Here is a 19080-nt window from a genome sequence, read left to right on the forward strand (position 1 = left end):
ATATTTTGAATTTAAAATCAACTAAAGGTTTATAAAATCAACTAGGATAGTATAGAGTTATTCCTTGGACCCGTAATAGAGCGATGAGAGAACTTCGTTATATTATAGCTTTTCAAACAATTAAAAAGAGCGAAGAAAAACGATATGTTTTTCTTCGCTTTTTTTGATAGTAAGAAACAGAATTGAAACTCAAAATGAGCTGTTGTTAGTCTTTATACGCTGTAAATTACTTTGATCGAAATGTTGAATAGCTTCTTTTACAAAGTCAGGTAACTTAATGGTGTTCTTTGTTTTGGCATCAACTAGCACGAGGGTGGTCCAATTAGATGAAATCAATTCACCAGTAGACTTTCTTTGTATGGCACTTTCTATGGTCAGTGATTTGTTGCCGAAGTAAGATGTTCGTACTAGAACTATCAATTCGTCGCGTGCATAGGCCTCTCGCTGAAAATGGCAATAAATATCGCCAACAACAAACATAATATCATGGTTATAAAAGCCTAAGTGTTCGAGGTAGTCAGCTCGTCCTTGTTCATAATACAGGCTGTAACTCGTATTGTTTACATGGGCGAATAAGTCAGTTTCACAAACACGAACCTTTAACTCGGTTGAAAAGTGGAATTTTGCTAGCCAATCATCAAGTGTCGGTGTGATGTATTCTGGAAGAATCATTGTATTGCTCCTTTGCATAAGTGTTCTATAAACCAGTCGGTAGCAGCTTTTTGTGCCCTATCAAAAGTTTCCCCATTGTATACGTCGAAATGTCCCTTTGGTAATCTCACCAAGCTTTTTGGTTCTTTCGCTTTTGTATTAAAGACATCAATTGCTGCGTCCGGTGGTGTAATACCATCTTCAGTTGCGACAATCATCATGAGAGGGGTTGGTGAAATAAGGTCAATATTTGCCGCTGGAAAATATTCGACATAATGCTCCATCGAGTCGAGTGTAATTAGGTTTATCCAATTGGGGGCGACTTCTTGAGCCATTTGTGTAAACCAAGGGTATGCCTCAGGGTGTGTTTGTGCACTGTATTCGCCATCTGTCCCGACAACTTTAATGTATTCAATAGGTGCACCTGCATAGCGTGCTTGTCGATTGGCAATTAGCTTTTCAATGAATGCTTTCATATTTTCTTTCCCCATTTTTTTCTCGGAACCAATCCAACCACGAATAGTAGGTACTTGAGAAACAATGGCTTTCACTCGACGATCAACTGCCCCAACCTGCAAGACATGACCACCACTATAGGAAGTTCCCCAAATTCCAATTCGATCTGCTTGGACATTTGGATGCATCGACAGCCAGGAAATAGCATTGCGATAATCTTTGATTTGTTCTAGTGGATCCATATGTTGGCGGTCATTGCCCTCACTTTCTCCAAAGTTACGATAATCGATAATGAGGGTAACTAGTCCTGCTTCAGCAAACTTTTCAGCGTATTTTGGTAAATAGGCTTCTTTTACAAGGCTAAATCCATGGGCCATAACAACTCCTGGAAATTGTTTACTTGAAATCTCATATTCCGGAATGTATAAAAGTCCGCTACAATTGACACCTTCACTCCGAAATGAAATCTTTTCAATTCTCATATTAAATCCCCCTCAGTTGTTCTTGTTATGTTTTTTTCCCCATCGATTGATGACATCTTCTGCAAAGTCCAGATACGGTCTAATAGGAGTCATTTCATTAATCGTTAAATAATCAGCTAATGGAAGTTGAGCGGTAAATACACGATCCAACTCGTCGTGTGAATCTGCCTGATAAATTAAGACAACTTCTTTTGAGCCTGCAACTTTGTAGGCGCTTATAATCTTTCCACTTTCCATTGCTTTTTTTGCGATGGTAATTTCATTTTCCCAAAGTGTCCATAATTCTTCATTGCTTAAATTTTGTTGATGAACTGTTGCCCGAATTAAAAAGAGCATATTGTCTACCTCCTTGTAGGTATTTAATGTTACTCAATTTATATCTTGCAAAATTCATGCCAAGTCTTAAGTAAGTCGTTGTATAAGCTTTAAAAGAATTATAAAAAGTATATTTTGATTCATTTTGGAATCAAAATACTTTTTCTGATCAATAAAAGAATCATTATTAAATTTTTTCCCCCAATTTTACTGTCTTTTGTTCTTTGGCATGGTTCTTGCAATATTTAGATTATAGTCATCAACGACTAAAAGGAGGAGATATTTTGAATAGAGAATCGATCTTGAAGCGTATAGGCGAGAAAACAGTATTACCCGTCATTGCTGCACCAATGTTTTTAGTATCGGGTCCCGACTTAGTCATCGCAAGTTGCAAAAATGGAGTGATCAGTTCATTTCCTGCTCCAAATGCTCGAACGATTGAATGTTTGGAAGAATGGATGAAACAGATTTCAGAGTCATTATTAGAAGAATGTATTCAACATCCAAATAGAAAAGTTGCACCGTGGGCAGCTAATATCATTACACATCAATCATATGATCGATTTGAACAAGAGTTGGAGTTAATCCAACGTTATCAACCACCGATTGTTATTACAGCTCTTGGAAGTCCAGCACGTGTAGTGGACGCTGTGCATAGTTACGGAGGGCTCGTTTTTGCAGATGTCAACTCTGTTCATTTTGCCAAGAAAGCAGCTCAAGCTAATATAGATGGCTTAATTCTTGTAAGCTCCGGAGCAGGAGGACATACAGGAACGATGACAGGATTTGCATTTGTTGAGGCAGTTCGCCAATTCTGGGACGGTATTATCATACTAGCGGGTGGAATTTCGAGCGGAAAAGGAATATTGGCTGCACAGGCTTTAGGGGCAGATTTGGTATATATGGGCACATCATTCATTTCGGCAGAAGAAAGTATGGCGCAACAAGCATATAAAGAAATGGTTGTTGAGGCTGAATGCGATGATATTTTAATGACTAATGCATTTACAGGAGTACATGCGAATATGCTTATCCCTAGTATTAAACAGGCAGGACTAATCCCAGATAAATTACAACCAAAAGAAACTATCGATTTTAGTAGTCCACAAGGAGAATCGAAAGCTTGGCGTGATATATGGTCAGCAGGTCATGGTGTCGGAGCCACTCAAATGATTCAACCGGTTGCTTCGATTATCAAGCAATTTCAAAAAGAATATGAGCAAGCGCAGTATGATCTAATTACAACAAATCAATGGAAAGCAGAGATTCAAAAGGAGAGAGTGAAATGACAAAAGTAGAGTTTAACCCGTATTTGTCAGCACCTTTGTATGGACGTCCATCAATCGAAGAATTGTTTGTAGAAGAATTACCAGTTATTGAGGGAGAGATTCCCGTAGATTTTAGTGGTGCTTATATTCGAAACGGTCCAAGTCAAAAGTATGAACCGATGGAAAGGCATCACTGGTTCGACGGGGATGGAATGTTACACGGAATTTACATCAAAGATGGCAAAGTCAGTTATCGTAACCGCTACATTGAAACTAAAGGCTATCAATACGAGGATAAAACAAAAAAATCGGAGTGGGTTGGATTGATGGGGAATGTCCTACAAAACCCAAGCTTTGAAAGATTAAAGAACACCTCTAATACAGATGTTATCTATCATAATAACAATTTGTTAAGTCTTTGGTATATGTCTGGTGAACCATATCGGATCGATGCGAAAACATTAGAAACACTTGGTGTAGAAAATTTCCAAGGTCAGTTATCTACAAGTATCTCAGCACATTCCAAAGTCGATGAAAATACGGGTGAATTAATCTTTTTTGATTATGGAAATAAGTTTCCCTATATGATGTACGGAGTTGTTTCAGCAGATGGTAAATCTGTTCATAGTGTGCCGATTGAGCTGCCTGGACCGCGAAACCCACATGATATGTGGATAACAGAAAACCATTCGATTTTAATGGATTTACCTCTATTCAATGATTTAGAAGCCTTGAAAAAAGGACGTTATAAAGTAAAATTTCACCGCGAGTTACCGAGTCGATTTGGGGTGATTCCGCGTTACGGTTCTTCCGAAGATATTCAGTGGTTTGAAGCAGAACCTTGCTATATTTATCACTCGATCAACGCATGGGAAGAAGGAGACGAGATCGTCCTGATCGGATGCCGTGTGAAAGAGCCTCAGCCACCGAAAAATGCAAGTGCAAGTGAAATTGAACGTATGATGCAATATCTACAGATGAATGCACAATTGCATTATTGGCGCTTAAATAGGATAACAGGTGAAGTGAAAGAAGGAGAACTCTGTGACATGAACACGGAATTTCCAGTGATGAATTTAAATTATCTAGGTCGAAAAAGTCGTTACTCTTACAATGCCCATATCGAATCAGCGCTAACGTTGAAATTCAATGGTTTAGTAAAATATGATACTTGGACTGGTGGATCGACAAGATACATGTTTGGCCCTCATCAGTATGGAACAGAAGCAGCATTTGCACCCAAAAAAAATGCAAGCTGTGAAGACGATGGCTATGTAATTACGTATCTGTATAATGAAGAACTTGATCATTCAGAGCTCATTATTTTAGACGCAAAGCAATTTGATATTGGACCAATTGCACGAATTGCATTACCCCAACCTGTACCCATGGGCTTTCATGCTACCTGGATTTCGGGTGAGAACTTCTATGGAAAAGAAGAAGCTTGAAAAAAGCAATACTCAAGAAATAGTAACAACCTAAATACAACTCATGAAGAAAAGAGGGGAATGTAGAATGATACTTGTAAATGAAAATGTGATTAATGAATATGTGGAAAAAGGCTGGTGGGGAACAGAAACTATTTATAATCTATTTGATCGCCATGTTAAAACACGACCAACCATGGAGGCAATTATTGATCCGCTTAATCGAGAGACAATTTGTGGTGGGCTACCGAGGAGACTAACTTATGAACAACTAAGTAAGGAAGTTGATCAGTTAGCGGCAGTTTTAATTAAGAATGGCATTCAGAAAGATGATATCATTGCCCTTCAATTGCCTAATACTGTAGAGATTGTGATTTCTTATTTAGCCATTTTACGTATCGGTGCAATTGCAACACCATTCCCTGTCCAATATCGAGAGTATGAGTATGAAGGACTGCTCAATTTTGTGGAGGCAAAAGCTGTGTTGACGATGACACATATTTTGAAGTATGAAGCAGCAAGAAACTTCGTTAATGTACGCTCAAAATTACCATCAGTTGAGAAGATTTTCGCATGGGGAAAAGATGTTCCAGAAGGGGTAATTTCATTAGAGCAAGAAGAGTTACTGATGGAAGATATAGAACGCTTTCAACAAAAATTGGCATCTACAGAGTTCACTGCAAATGATATTTTTACAATTTGCTGGACATCTGGTACAGAAGGAAAACCAAAAGGCGTTCCGCGCAGTCATAACGAGTGGATTATTTCTGCATATGCTTCAGTCGATGTCGCAGAATTTACCGAAGTGGATGTCTTGTTAAATACATTTCCAATGGTCAACATGGCTGGAATTGGCGGAATGTTCGTACCTTGGTTAATAGCTGGTAGTAAGTTAATCATGCATCATCCCTTTGATCTTCCTACATTCTTGGCGCAAATTTCCATTGAGCGAGCAAGTTATACATTAGCACCCCCAGCATTGTTAAGTATGATGTTAAACAATGAAGCTATTTTAAAACAAGCAGATTTCTCTACATTACGAGCGATTGGTTCAGGATCAACTCCCTTGTCACCAGTGATGGTAAAAGGATGGAAAGAAAAATATAATATTGATATTATTAACTACTTTGGTTCTAATGAAGGTGCCACCTATATGAGTGGTCCAAAGGATATTCCTGATACAGAACAACGTGCAAATTTCTTTCCACGGTTTGGTGTGGTTGGTTATGAGTGGTCTACACGTATCGCAAATCGCTTCCAAAGTAGAATTGTGAATGTTGAGACAGGTGAAGAGATTATTGAAAGCAATCAGCCTGGTGAAATGCGTGTTAAAGGTGCGAGTATTCTTCCTGGCTATTGGAAGAGGGATGACATTAATAATAGAGTGTTTGATAAGGACGGATTTTTCTGTACCGGAGATATGTTTGAAATTGCTGAAGTAAATGGGGAAGCAAAGTATTATCGTTTCGTTGGACGTTCAAAAGATATTATCATACGGGGTGGAAACAATATTTCACCTGAAGAGGTAGAGTATTTAATGCAAAGCCATCCGAAAATTGCCGAGGTATCTGTTGTAGGAATTCCAGATGAAGTGATGGGGGAACGTGCTTGTGCATGTATTGTCCTAAAAAGACCGGAGGAGACAATTGAATTGGAAGAGGTTGTGGAATTCTTTAAAAAGAGTGGCTTTGCAACTTACAAAATTCCAGAATATATTTCTATTCGAAATGAACTTCCGCGCAATCCTGTTGGAAAAATACTGAAAAATAATTTGCGTGAGCAGGTACAACAGGAAATATCACCAAGGCTAGGGGTAAAACAGTAATGGCAAAGGCAATGGATGCCTATATTTTTGAAGCAATTCGAACACCCAGGGGATCTTCCAGAAAATCTGGCTCCCTTGCGTCCATCCATCCGATGCAACTTGTTGGAAATTTAATGAATACGATGGTAGAACGCCATTTATTCAGTAAAGAGCTTGTGGAAGAAATAATACTTGGCTGTGTGACACAAGTGAAAGATCAAGGTGCAGATATTGCGAAAATTGCAGCATTAAGAGCTAATTGGCCAGATACAACCGGTGGCACAACGGTAAATCGTTTTTGTGCATCAGGGTTAGAGGCTATTTCGTTGGCAGCTATGAAAACGCATTCCGGAATGGAAGATATCCTATTCGCAGGGGGCGTTGAGTCGGTATCACGTGTTCCCATGTTTGCCGATGAAGGGGCATGGTTTTCAGACGATACAACTCGCAAACTGACCAACTTTGTTCATATGGGGATATCAGCAGATATCATGGCCGCATTAGAAGGATTTGAACGGGAGGAACTAGATGCTTATGCAGTTGAATCGCAGCAGAGGGCTGCATATGCTAGGGATCAAGGATACTTTTCTCCATCACTTGTTTCAGTGAAGAATGAAGCGGGGGAAGTAATCCTGCAGCAAGATGAGCTGATAAGGGGAGAGAGTACGGTAGAATCGCTCTCGGAATTAATACCGTCTTTTGCAAAAATAGGTATGGGAGAGGCTGAGTCAAAAGTATATGATACGTTTCCTAAAATTCAAAACGTTCAATATGTCCATCATGTAGGTAACTCTCCATCACTTGCGGACGGTGCATCCTTACTTTTAATTGGTAACCGAATATCCTCGGAAACGCTGGGTATGAATCCTCGTGCAAAAATCATTGCTTGTGCCAATGCATCGGCGAATCCATTTTTATTAACGGGTGGTCAATTGGCTGCGCAAAAAGTATTGGCAAAATCGGGATTACAAATCAAAGATATTGATTTGTTTGAATACAATGAAGCATTCGCTTCAGCCGCTTTAAAATTTATGAAGGATTTTAATCTTTCACGCGACCAATACAATGTAAATGGAGGGGCAATTTCAATGGGGCATGCGCTAGGGGCGACAGGTGGTATGCTTGTAGCGACAGCTTTGGATGAATTAGAACGTCGTGGTCAGAAGCGGGCACTCATTGCAATTAGTGGTGGTGCAGGTGTAGGAACTGCAATTATAATTGAAACAATGATGTGATTTAAGTATAGCAATGCAAAAACCCTAATAATATTTGGGGCAATCCATATTAGGTTAGGAGTCTCTTCTCTATATAAAACGTCATCAAGTAATTTTTGTTTTAAGACCTTTCTTCATTTAACTGGAGAGAGGTCTTTCTTTTATATGTAAGCTTTTAGCAGGAGCTTTCTACGTCTGTGCAGAACTACTTATAAAATGAACAGAAAGTAGGAGGCAATATGAAAAACATTATTATGAAGTATTATAATAGGTTTGATGAATGGGGACGATTGGATAGGGAGCCTATCGAGTTCCAAGTGAATTGGCATTATTTAAAAAAGTATCTTCCTTTAAATGGAGAGATTCTAGATAATGGAGCGGGACCAGGGAAATATTCTATGCGATTAGCAAATGAAGGATACAGAGTTACACTCACCGATTTAACTCCACAGCTTGTGGAAATGGCTAAAGATAAAGCAAATGAGCTTAAGTTAGAACAAAATTTTAATGGATTCCATGTAGCGGATGCAACAGATCTTACTATACTGAAAGATAACCAATTTGATGCCTCATTAATGCTTGGCCCTTTGTATCATTTACAAGAAGAAGCAGAGCGTGTTCAAGCGGTAAATGAGTTATATAGAGTTACGAAAAAGGGTGGAATTGTTTTTGTGGCGTTTATGCCGAGAGTTAGACATATTTTAACGTCTCTCATGTATCCAGAAAATTGGAAGCCGAATAACCAAATGGATAATATAGACCAGTTTTCTCAAAGTGGACGTTTCAACCATAAGGAGGAAGGACGATTTACAGGAGCTTATTACTTTAATATAGAAGAAATAAAACCATTCATGGAGGTAAACGGATTTGAAAGTCTAGATTTAATAGGTTCTAATATAGGTACTCTCTTGAGCGGTGATAATTGGAGCTACTGGAGAGATAAAGGTTCAAGTGAGTTTGAGAAAGTTATTAGATTACTAACCGAGAAAGCTAATGATCCCCATGTTTTAGGAATCTCCTCGCATTTACTTTATATCGGGAAAAAGATTTAGAACATAGAAATATAGATTAAAAATAAGATATTAAAATCTATTTAGTCAGTCTAAATAACTATTCTTCCAGTATAGGTACTTTCTAGTCATTATCAGATAATTTACATAATATTTATGAAGTGGGGTAAATACTAGTAGATTACTTTTTAAATAACGTTTAGAAAGGGGAATATACAATGCAAGTAAAAGGAGAGGTTCTGCGCAAAGTTCGAAAAGAACGGAACATGTCACAAGAGGAACTTGCCCTAGAGTTAAAGGTAACAATCAGCACTGTTTCTAATTGGGAACGTCAGGATGTGCCAGACGGCCGATATATTAGACCAATTGCGGAAGCCTTAGATGTAAGTGTTCATAAGTTAACTGGAGTTCCACCAAATGTTGCATCAGTGGAAGTGAAATCTATAGATACGTACGAGGAAGAAAATATTTTGCTTGAACGTTTGATGGAATCATTTGAACAATATGTACAGGATAAAGAAAAGAGTGTAGGAAATAACAAGCAGGAATTCTGGGAAGATGAATGGAGAAATGGTTAAGAAGACAGGATGCAGGTGTTTTGGAAAAAGCGAATATACCAGAACCTGGTTCATCCGCAAAATAGGTATGAAAGAAGCCGGTAGCATTTGATGCTTAAGGTTTCTTTTTTTATGGAAAAATGTAATAATCGCCAATCGACTCTGAATTCTACCCCGATATCCTACAAGTTATTCTAAAAGCTAAAAAAGTATAGGTAATGATAAAAGAATACAGTTGATAGCGCTTTCATATAAATATTCTGAATTTATAATAAAGAAGTAATCAACTTTTAGAAAAAGGGAGAGGGATAAAGAATGAAGAAGTTCAAGGGGTTAACTTTTTTAGTTATATTAATGGTTTTCACATTAGTGGCCGCAGGGTGTAATAATGGCGGAGGTAATTCGGTAGATGTTGGTATTGTATTACCAACAAAGGATGAGCCACGTTGGGTTCAAGATGAGCAACGCTTCAAAGACGCTTTAGCAGATTCAGATTATTCTACAGAAATTCTATTCAGCCAAGGTTCTTCAGCGAAGGAAAAAGAAAATGTAGAAGCATTATTAAATAAAGGAATTAAAGTATTAATCATCACTCCTCATGATGGTGCAGCAGCGGCTTCAGCAGTAGAGGCAGCGAAAAAAGAGGGTGTAACAGTGATTGCATATGACCGTTTAATCACGGATACGGATGCAGTAGATTACTATGTGACTTTTGATAGCTTAGCAGTTGGTGCAGCACAAGCGCAGTATCTAGTAGACAATGCTGATGGCTCAGATGTTCCACTTTACTTGTATGCAGGGGCAGCGTCTGATAACAATGCATTCTTGTTCTTTGAAGGAGCATGGAAAGTGCTTCAGCCGAAAATTGCTGATGGAACTTTTAAAATTGCCAATTCAAGTGAAGCAGAGGCATTAAAAGACTCAGCAGATCTTTCACGTGATCAGCTAGGTAAAATTATTGGTCAAATCACTACAAACTGGGATCCAAACGATGCAAAAAACAAAGCACAAACTCATTTAACAGCAGCAGCAGATAATCTAAAAGGAAATGTTTCCATACTTGCACCGAATGATGGAACTGCTCGTTCTATCGCAGATGTATTTGCATCTGATAGTGCTATTACTGATTACTTTGTAACTGGCCAAGATGCAGAAAAAGCTTCCATTCAATACATCATTGACGAACAACAATCGATGACTGTTTTCAAAGATGTTCGTACATTAGTAAAAGATGCAATGGGTATGGCAGTAGAAGTTCTAGATGGCAACACACCAAAAACAACAGGTTCTTACGATAATGGATCTGTGGAAGTAAAAGCGAAACAAACGGATGTAATCGTAGTGGACAAAGACAATGTTAAAGCAGAACTTATCGATTCTGAGTATTATGAGTCAAGTGAATTTACAGGTCTAGAGTAAAACAGTTGAAAAGGAGGAATAGTGATAGATTCGTCTATCACTATTTCTCCATTTTTACCCAGCATCGACGGGAGGTAGGCCTCTATCTTCTACACCAAGGTAAAGACTAAGGCGTAAGTGAAAGTGCAAATGGCCGTAAATGTCCGAATGGTTCAATTAACAAATAGTAGATGTTAATGAGTTCCCTACTGTTTGAGGTTTCACTTTTTTTGTTTAAGTAAGGGAGGCAATAATATGAGTGAGTATATTTTAGAGATGAATAATATTTCTAAAGAATTCCCAGGAGTTAAGGCACTTTCAAACGTGAATTTCAAAGTGAAAAAAGGCGAGATTCATTGTTTGGTTGGAGAAAATGGAGCAGGTAAATCGACTCTGATGAAAGTGTTAAGTGGAGTTTACCCATATGGTAATTACACTGGGGACATCGTATATGAGGGAAAAGTTCAACAGTTCAATGAAATTTCGGATAGTGTCAAAGTAGGCATCGGTATTATTTACCAAGAACTAGCTCTATTTCCCGATTTGACTGTCTATGAAAATATATTTGCTGGAAACGAACAAAAAAAAGGTCCTTTTGTAGACTGGAATAAAACAATCGTTCAAGCAACCGAATTATTGCAAAAAGTGAAGTTAAGAGTAACTCCAGAAACACTTATCAAGGAATTAGGTGTCGGCAAGCAGCAGTTGGTGGAAATCGCCAAAGCTCTAAGTAAGGACGTTAACTTGCTTATATTAGATGAACCAACTGCGGCACTTAATGAAGATGATAGTGAAAATTTGTTGGTACTTCTAAAAGAGCTGAAAGAACAAGGGATTAGTTGCATTATGATTTCTCATAAGCTTAAGGAAGTTATAAATATTGCAGATAAAGTAACAGTATTGCGTGATGGACAGACAATTTGCACGCTTGATGCGAGTGAGGGAGAAGTATCTGAAAACGTCATTATAAAAAATATGGTTGGCCGTGATATTGAAGATATTTATCCGAAACGTCCCGATAAGAAAATTGGTGAAACAATTCTTGAATTATCTGATTGGACTGCTTATGATTCACAGCTCGGTCGGAATGTAGTGAAAAACGTAAAGCTTGAGGTAAAAAAAGGCGAAATAATCGGGATTGCAGGTCTCATGGGATCTGGTCGAACAGAGCTTGCCCTCAGCATTTTTGGTAACCCTAAAAACTATAAAATACAGGGTAATATGAAAATGTTTGGAGAAAAAAAGGTATTAAAGCATACAAGTGAGGCGATTAAAGCTGGTATTGCCTATGTAACGGAAGATCGTAAAGGAGACGGCTTATTTCTATTACAGGATATCAAGAGTAATGTTTCTGCAGCGCATCTCAAAGGAATTTCTACAAAGGGAATACTAAATTTAAACGAAGAAGTGAAAGTTGGAACAACGTATAAGGATTCTCTCTATATAAAAGCTAGCTCACTAGAACAGATTGTCGGGAAGCTCAGTGGAGGAAACCAACAAAAAGTATCACTTGGTAAGTGGTTGTTTACAGGACCTAAGATTTTGATATTAGATGAACCGACAAGGGGAATCGATGTCGGGGCGAAGTTTGAAATTTACACAATTATGAATGAACTGATCAATGAAGGAATGAGTATTATAATGATTTCCTCTGAACTGGGCGAAGTACTAGGGATGAGTGATCGAGTTTATGTCATGGCAGAGGGCTCCGTTAAAGGAGAGCTAACTATGGAGGAAGCGACACAAGAAACGATAATGGAACTTGCGACGCAATAAAAGGGGGATAATGATGAACTTTTTTGGAGAAGCAAAAGCACTCGTCAAAGCCAACATTCGGGATTATGGAATGTATATTGCGTTAATATTCATTATGTTAACGTTTACGATTATGACGAACGGACTATTTATGTCCTCAAGAAACATTAGTAATCTATTGGATTCAGCAGGATATATCGCTGTATTGGCAGTAGGGATGACGCTCGTAATTGTCATTCGCCATATAGATTTATCGGTTGGATTTTTAGCAGGATTTTTAGGAGCAATTGCAGCAATATTTTTAACGCAAATGGGCGTGTCGGTTTGGATTACTATTCCAGCAATTTTAATCCTTGGAGCGCTAATTGGATTGGTTAATGGTGTCTTAATCGCTAAAATAGGTATACCAGCCTTTGTAGCAACGCTTGCGGGAATGTTAATTTTCCGAGGTGCATTACTTCAAGTAACAGAAAAAACTGGAACTATTATTATTAAAGATGATCAATTTAATGCGATTGGGAATGGATTTATCCCTTCGATTATGCAAATAAATGGTTTGCATCTATTAACATTATTAGTTGGTTTAGTTGGGATTCTTTTATTTGTCTACAATGAAATTTCTACTCGTCGCAACAAAATGACTTATGGTTTCGAAGTTATGTCTAGTGGGTTATTCAGTGCGAAACTGGTGTTAATATCTGCAATTATTGGATATATTACATGGATTTTAGCAGGATACAATGGTTTATCATGGACAGTAATCATTATGATTATAGTAGTAGTTATCTATCATTTCTTAACGACGAAAACCGTACTTGGTCGCCATATTTACGCAGTCGGAAGTAATCCAGAAGCTGCTCATTTAAGTGGTATCAATGTACAAAAGATTACATATATCGTATTTGGATCGATGGGTATGCTCGCAGCATTATCTGGGATTCTATTTACTTCGAGACTACAATCAGCTACGACTACAGCAGGTACATTATTTGAACTGGATGCAATCGCTGCTGCTTATGTTGGAGGGGTATCTTCTGCTGGTGGTGTTGGTAAAGTAACAGGTGCTGTTATTGGTGCCATTGTAATGGCTTGCTTATCAAGCGGGATGAACTTGCTAGGTGTCGGTATATCTTATCAATACATGATCCGTGGAGGAGTTTTGGCAGGAGCGGTAATTTTCGATGTGATGACACGTAAGCAAAGAGCTTAATGTATAGGTTAATGTGGCACCCTTTCTTTCAAGGGGTGCCTTATATTATATCTAGGAGATTATGGAGTTACTTGCGATCAACTGTTAGTTACTCATGGAAAGGGAAACAATACCTGCTCCAGTCGGTGAAGTATTTGCAAAAGGGATAAAAAGATTGGGAATCATCTGAATATAGGATTGTCAATTTAATTGAAGGTGTTAATATGGAAGAAACTAGCCTATGGAAAGGGGAAGGTGAATGAGAAAAACAATTGTTCTATTATTAGGAGCACTAATTATTATTTTTAGTTATTTAACAATTGTATCTGCAACAAAGGCTTTTCGGTCCTCTAGTGAATTACCTGCTTCCCTTTCCGAGATGGAAGATTCCATTCGCCTTGTATTGATAACACAAGAACTGGACACCCCTTTTTGGAATAAGGTTGGACAAGGAGCAAAACAGCAAGCAAAGTTAGAAAATGTGGAGCTCGAAGTATGGGGAAGCTATGGAAATAACGAAGACGATTTTTTGAAAAAGATGGAGATCGCCATTCACTCCAAAGTAGATGGAATCATTGTTCAAGGCCTGGACACGGATGAATTTAAAGAACTAACCAAAATCAAAGCTGCTTTTTATGGAATACCTGTTATTACAGTAGCTAATGATGTTCCGGTAGAAGAAAGCTTGCGCAAAACATATGTAGGATCCGACCAATTTGGGGCGGGTAAAATGGTTGCTTATGAACTGATTAAAGAAATGGGTACGTCTGGAGAAGTGATAGTTCTTAGAGATGAAGTTCAAGCATATTACCAAAAAGAGCGCTTGGCTGGAATACAAGACGTCCTCGAAAATTATCCGGAGATTGACATAATTATTAGAGGAACAGAAGACACAAACGAACAAGTGATTTCGACAACCCAACAGCTTATGAATGATGCGCCAAGAGCTACTGCGTTTATCGCGATTAATGCAAATTATGCGGGACCTATGATTCAGGAAATAGGAAGACGAACGCAAGTAGAACCGTATCATATTTATACGTTTGATGACGGAGTTGAATCGACTACTCTTTTGGAGCAGGGAAAACTAGATGGAATTTTAGAACAAAAACCAGAACAAATGGGCCAGGAAAGTGTGAAATGGCTCATGGAGTGGATTTCTGGAGAGACAGTTCCTCTAAATTCTGGTGGTTATTTGACGGAAACCAAGATGCTTGTATCAGATGGTGACAAGCCATGACTACTATTCAACGAAAGATTTGGCTACTCGTTTCTGTTATGTTGCTCATCATGGGAATTATTTGGATGACGCTCACTTATTACAATCAGCAAACACAAGAACAAACAAATTCTATTCTACAACGTTATTTACGCCTTAATGAAGTAACAATTGCTAGTCAAAAAATGATAACCGACTTAAATAATTATTTGTTGGATCCTACAGAAATACATAAAGTACAGATAGAAAAGAGTATTAAAACCATTGAGGAAGTTCAACAGGATGTAGTAAAGCTTCGCAATGAAGAAAATGCGTTTTCTGTTACGAATTATATTCATTTAATCGATAGTTTAGTAGAGACGGCCAATCGTTCTATATTATTTTCAGAGGAGCAGGAATTAGAGGGCTCCACTAATGAATTCAATGAGGCAAATCGTATATCAATGTACATATCAGAAATGACATTAACTATTTTAGAGCGGGAGTTAAAAACCTATAATCTATTTTACCGAGAAATCATCGATCAGTCAGAGGAGTTAAAAAAACTAGGAATCTGGATACTCCTTCTAGTAACAGCAGTGTTGCTTCTAGCTACTTATTGGTTCTCGCTCAGTATTACAAAACCTGTACATCAGCTTACGAAAGCTGCAAACGAGTTAGCACATGGTCGTTTCAATCAAAAAATAAAAGTAGAATCTAATGATGAAATTGCATTCCTAGCACAGACATTTGATACAATGCGCATAAATATTAATGACTTGATATTGGAGATTCAGCAAAAGGCGCAGCTTGAACATGAACTTCAGCAAAGTAAGCTACTGTTAAAGGAGAGCCAATTAAAGAGTTTACAAAGCCAGATTAATCCCCATTTTTTGTTCAACACATTAAATACGTTGTCCAAGAAAGCTTACTTAGACGGGGCAGAGGAAACGAGTGATCTGTTAGTAAGTGTAGCTGGGTTACTGCGGTATAATCTGAAGCGAATCGATCGCCCAGTTACATTGTATGAGGAAGTGCTTGTGCTCTATCAATACATGGAAATACAGAGAGCACGCTTTGCTGACCGTCTGCATTTTGAAGCCAATATCGATGAATCCTGCTTACATGTTAATATTCCTGGCCTCACCCTTCAGCCTATTATCGAAAATGCTGTTATACATGCAATCGAACCAGAAGAGGATGGAGGTACTATCTCGGTTAGAATTTCAAGAGATGGGTTCTGGATTATTATGGAGATAGAGGATAGTGGGAAAGGTATTTCTCAGGATAATATAGAATTGCTACTAAGTGGGCATCTGGATACAAATGTAGGACATTCCACTGGAATTGGGTTTCAGAATGTAGTGAAAAGGCTCCAACTATTTTACGGTGTAGAAAATTTAGTATCTATTGAAAGTGAAGAGGGTATTGGAACGAAAGTAATCATACAAATCCCAGAAACTAGGGAGGAGGTAAATGATGAGACTACTAATAGTGGATGATGAACCAATTGAGCGAGAGGGAATGGAGGCCATCATCCAAAAGGCATTTCCTGACCTTTTAATTGAACAGGCGAAAAACGGTAAAATGGCAATCGAATTAGCAAATACTTTTCAGCCTGACTTAGTCTTAATGGACATAATGATGCCGGGTATTAATGGATTAGAGGCCATTGAAGCAATGAAGGTTTCTCATCCGACTACAAAATTTGTTATGGTAACTGCTTTTGATATGTTCGATTATGCAAGACAGGCTATCAAACTTGGAGTAAAAGATTATTTATTAAAACCTAGTAAAGCTAGTGAAATTGTTATAACAGTAGGAAGAGTATTAGATGAGTGTCAGAAAGAGCTAGAGGCAGAGAATAATAGTAAAATGCAAATCGAGAAGTGGGAACAGGCACTGACTTTGGCGGAAACGGATATTGTCACCCAGTTATTATTTGACCATGTTCATGAGGTCCATATTGATATGCTTGTAGATATGCTTGAAACTCGTTCCACACTAGAAAAATTTGTTGTTGTACTTGTATTGCCAGAAGGTGCACATCATTATTATTTATCGATTAAAGAAAAGGTAAGAGCAACTGGAGATGCTTGGATAGGTGCTCTAAACGGGAGGCAGTTACCTCTAATTATTTTTCGAGATTCTAAGAGTAGCTTTCGATCGCAGGCGATAGCTTTAGCTAAATCCATTCTATCCTTGGGCAATGAGCAGCAAGGGACAGAGTGGTTCATGGGGATAGGTCAGGTATGTGAAAATCTAGATGAAATTCGCCTGTCTTACCAGGAGGCAGTTATTGCGACAATGGATACAACCTTAGCAGTTAAGTATAGATTTTATATGGACGTTCCAGCCCTTACTTTAGAAACCGATAATCATATTATTAAGCAGCAACAAAAAGAATTTTTTGATCATATCCGGCTTGGGGATTGGGCTGCTATTCGTACCCGTTTGTTGGAAGTAATTCAGCAATATGAAAATGTGGGCAATTCATTGATCTATACTCAGCAACGCATACTCGAGTTACTTTGGGTGGCAAACCGTGTAATGGATGAAATGGGAATGGAAACGAATGCATTGTTTTTCTCGTTCCAGGCAAATGATTATAGACAGTTACGAACAGAAACACTATTACTGTTGGAACAGATGAATGCTGTTTATAACGCCCATTACGATCAAAGAGAAGCTGATAAGATACATCAAATTCAACAGTATATTCGTGAACATTCACATGAGGATATTTCTTTGGATGCACTAGCATATCGAGTGAATTTGAGCCCAATTTATATTAGTAAAATGTTTAAGGAAAAGCTAGGCGTCAACTATATAGACTATTTAACAGAGTGCCGCATTGAAAAAGCAAAAAAATTATTGAATGACCCAGAGAAAAGTTTAAAAGAGATTACTTTTGAAATTGGTTATCATGAACCCAATTACTTTAGTAAAGTATTCAAGAAAATGTGTGGCGTGTCGCCGAAAGAATATAGAAAAACATTATGGACTAAAAAAGCGGAAGTCTAGAGGAGGAGACAGATGAAAAGTAAGTTTATGACCGTTTGTCTTTTCGGAATGACCATGTTTCTTTTTTCCTGCACGGATAATTCTGTACCTAAAACTCAAGAGCCGGAACATAGTCCAGTTGTTAATGAGGAAGGGCCTGTTAGAATTGGTTTTTCCATGGATACATTGTTAGAGGAGCGTTGGCTAAAAGACCGTGAATTGTTTAAAGAGGCTGTAGAAAATCTAGGAGCAGAAGTAGAGATTGTTGCTGCAAATGGTGACGATGCGTTACAGATTTCACAAGCAGAGACACTTATTCAAAGTGGTATCGATCTATTGGTAATCGTACCTCATAATGCGGCAGCTACAGCAGCAATCGTCCATAAAGCACATCTTGCGGGAATTCAAGTAATTGCTTATGATCGTCTAGTTAAAAATGCAGAGGTCGATATGTACATTTCGTTTGATAATGAACAAGTTGGTAAAATGCAAGCGGAGGCTATGACGGCACTTGTTCCAAAGGGGAATTATGTCTTTATAGGAGGAGCCATCACGGATAATAATGCACATCTTTTAAAAAAAGGTGTATTTAAGGTGTTGCAACCATTTATAGAAAGTGGAGATATTCACGTTGTCTATGACCAATGGACGAAAGATTGGACTCCCGCAAATGCCCAGGCCAATATGGAACAAGCTATTCGTAATTCGAATGGTCAAATTGATGCAGTGATTGCTGCAAACGATGCTACAGCTGGCGGTGCCATTCAAGCACTCCAGAATCATGGGCTAATTAGTCAAATACCAGTAGCGGGACAAGATGCAGATCTCGCTGGTGTTCAAAGAATTGTAGTTGGAACACAAACAATGACTGTTTATAAGCCTATTAAGATACTTACTCAAAAAGTAGCGGAAATAGCGGTAGCCATGGCAAAGGGAGAAAAAGTAACCGCCAACCAACAAGTCAATAATGGGAAGAAGGAAGTGCCATCCATATTACTATCCCCAATTGCAGTGAATATAGATAATATTGAAAGTACTGTAATTGAGGACGGTTTTCATGCCGCAGAAGAAGTATATGCAAGAGAATTAGAGTAAAATATTAGGATGTGAACTTATAATTCCAAGCATAATTCCCGATTGACTCTCTTTTTGAATGATGCTATAGTGTAAATATTCTAATAAAAGGTGTGGTGAAGTATGTCTGAAGTAGGTATGAGCTAATTTTCATTAGTTTAATAAGGTGTGTAAAAATCTGGTGATTAACCAGCTTGTTTAGTACGCCTTGTTCTACATTGTTTTTCAATGTGGATACCTACCTTAAGACTGCTTCCTTTCCATAGTTCGTTTAACATG

16 protein-coding genes are annotated in these 19080 nt (G+C 38.1%); 13 read left to right on the top strand and 3 right to left on the bottom strand.

The window, feature by feature from the left end:
- Nucleotides 1–189 precede the first annotated feature (189 nt).
- From BM260_RS15690 to BM260_RS15700, 3 genes are read right to left on the bottom strand one after another with little or no spacing between them, the layout of a single operon-like run.
- On the bottom strand, nt 190–672 hold the full coding sequence (locus BM260_RS15690) for an acyl-CoA thioesterase (protein ID WP_093538292.1): 483 nt from the start codon (nt 670–672) through the stop codon (nt 190–192).
- A complete protein-coding gene (locus tag BM260_RS15695) occupies nt 669–1589 on the bottom strand; it encodes an alpha/beta hydrolase (protein WP_093538293.1) in 921 nt (306 codons plus the stop codon). Before BM260_RS15695 ends, BM260_RS15690 begins: the two co-directional genes overlap by 4 nt.
- Nucleotides 1590–1601: 12 nt before the next feature.
- Entirely contained in the window at nt 1602–1925 is a 324-nt protein-coding gene (locus BM260_RS15700; protein WP_093538294.1) for a muconolactone Delta-isomerase family protein, read from the bottom strand.
- Nucleotides 1926–2188: 263 nt separating this feature from the next.
- Here BM260_RS15700 and BM260_RS15705 point away from each other — a divergent pair, with 263 nt between their 5' ends.
- From BM260_RS15705 to xylF, 13 genes are all read left to right on the top strand, one after another.
- Nucleotides 2189–3193 carry an NAD(P)H-dependent flavin oxidoreductase gene (locus BM260_RS15705; RefSeq protein ID WP_093538295.1) on the top strand — a complete coding sequence of 335 codons (1005 nt, stop codon included), beginning with the start codon at nt 2189–2191 and terminating at the stop codon, nt 3191–3193.
- Complete coding sequence (locus BM260_RS15710; protein WP_175496321.1) at nt 3190–4620, top strand: carotenoid oxygenase family protein; 1431 nt, start codon at nt 3190–3192, stop codon at nt 4618–4620. The genes BM260_RS15705 and BM260_RS15710 overlap by 4 nt, the downstream gene beginning before the upstream one ends.
- A 67-nt stretch (nt 4621–4687) precedes the next feature.
- Nucleotides 4688–6424, top strand: a complete 1737-nt coding sequence (locus BM260_RS15715; protein WP_175496322.1) for a class I adenylate-forming enzyme family protein — start codon at nt 4688–4690, stop codon at nt 6422–6424.
- On the top strand, nt 6424–7638 hold the full coding sequence (locus BM260_RS15720; RefSeq protein WP_217646106.1) for an acetyl-CoA C-acyltransferase: 1215 nt from the start codon (nt 6424–6426) through the stop codon (nt 7636–7638). The genes BM260_RS15715 and BM260_RS15720 overlap by 1 nt, the downstream gene beginning before the upstream one ends.
- Before the next feature lie 218 nt (nt 7639–7856).
- Nucleotides 7857–8669, top strand: coding sequence for a class I SAM-dependent methyltransferase (locus tag BM260_RS15725; protein WP_093538298.1), 813 nt, complete (start codon nt 7857–7859; stop codon nt 8667–8669).
- 176 nt (nt 8670–8845) lie between these two features.
- Nucleotides 8846–9205, top strand: a complete 360-nt coding sequence (locus tag BM260_RS15730; protein WP_093538299.1) for a helix-turn-helix domain-containing protein — start codon at nt 8846–8848, stop codon at nt 9203–9205.
- A gap of 294 nt (nt 9206–9499) precedes the next feature.
- A complete protein-coding gene (locus BM260_RS15735) occupies nt 9500–10603 on the top strand; it encodes a sugar ABC transporter substrate-binding protein (RefSeq protein WP_093538300.1) in 1104 nt (367 codons plus the stop codon).
- 234 nt (nt 10604–10837) lie between these two features.
- On the top strand, nt 10838–12358 hold the full coding sequence (locus BM260_RS15740) for a sugar ABC transporter ATP-binding protein (protein ID WP_093538301.1): 1521 nt from the start codon (nt 10838–10840) through the stop codon (nt 12356–12358).
- 13 nt (nt 12359–12371) lie between these two features.
- Nucleotides 12372–13547: a sugar ABC transporter permease gene (locus tag BM260_RS15745; RefSeq protein ID WP_093538302.1), complete on the top strand. Its 1176-nt coding sequence runs from the start codon at nt 12372–12374 to the stop codon at nt 13545–13547.
- A gap of 238 nt (nt 13548–13785) precedes the next feature.
- Nucleotides 13786–14766, top strand: a complete 981-nt coding sequence (locus tag BM260_RS15750) for a sugar ABC transporter substrate-binding protein (protein WP_093538303.1) — start codon at nt 13786–13788, stop codon at nt 14764–14766.
- Nucleotides 14763–16226, top strand: a complete 1464-nt coding sequence (locus tag BM260_RS15755; protein WP_093538304.1) for a sensor histidine kinase — start codon at nt 14763–14765, stop codon at nt 16224–16226. Before BM260_RS15750 ends, BM260_RS15755 begins: the two co-directional genes overlap by 4 nt.
- Nucleotides 16201–17748 (top strand): response regulator, encoded by a 1548-nt coding sequence (locus BM260_RS15760; protein ID WP_093538305.1) that lies wholly within the window; start codon nt 16201–16203, stop codon nt 17746–17748. The genes BM260_RS15755 and BM260_RS15760 overlap by 26 nt, the downstream gene beginning before the upstream one ends.
- A 12-nt stretch (nt 17749–17760) precedes the next feature.
- Nucleotides 17761–18822: a D-xylose ABC transporter substrate-binding protein gene (gene xylF / locus BM260_RS15765; RefSeq protein ID WP_093538306.1), complete on the top strand. Its 1062-nt coding sequence runs from the start codon at nt 17761–17763 to the stop codon at nt 18820–18822.
- Nucleotides 18823–19080 lie beyond the last annotated feature (258 nt).

The organism is Psychrobacillus psychrotolerans (assembly GCF_900115805.1).
In the GTDB taxonomy this organism is placed as follows: Bacteria; Bacillota; Bacilli; order Bacillales_A; family Planococcaceae; genus Psychrobacillus; species Psychrobacillus psychrotolerans.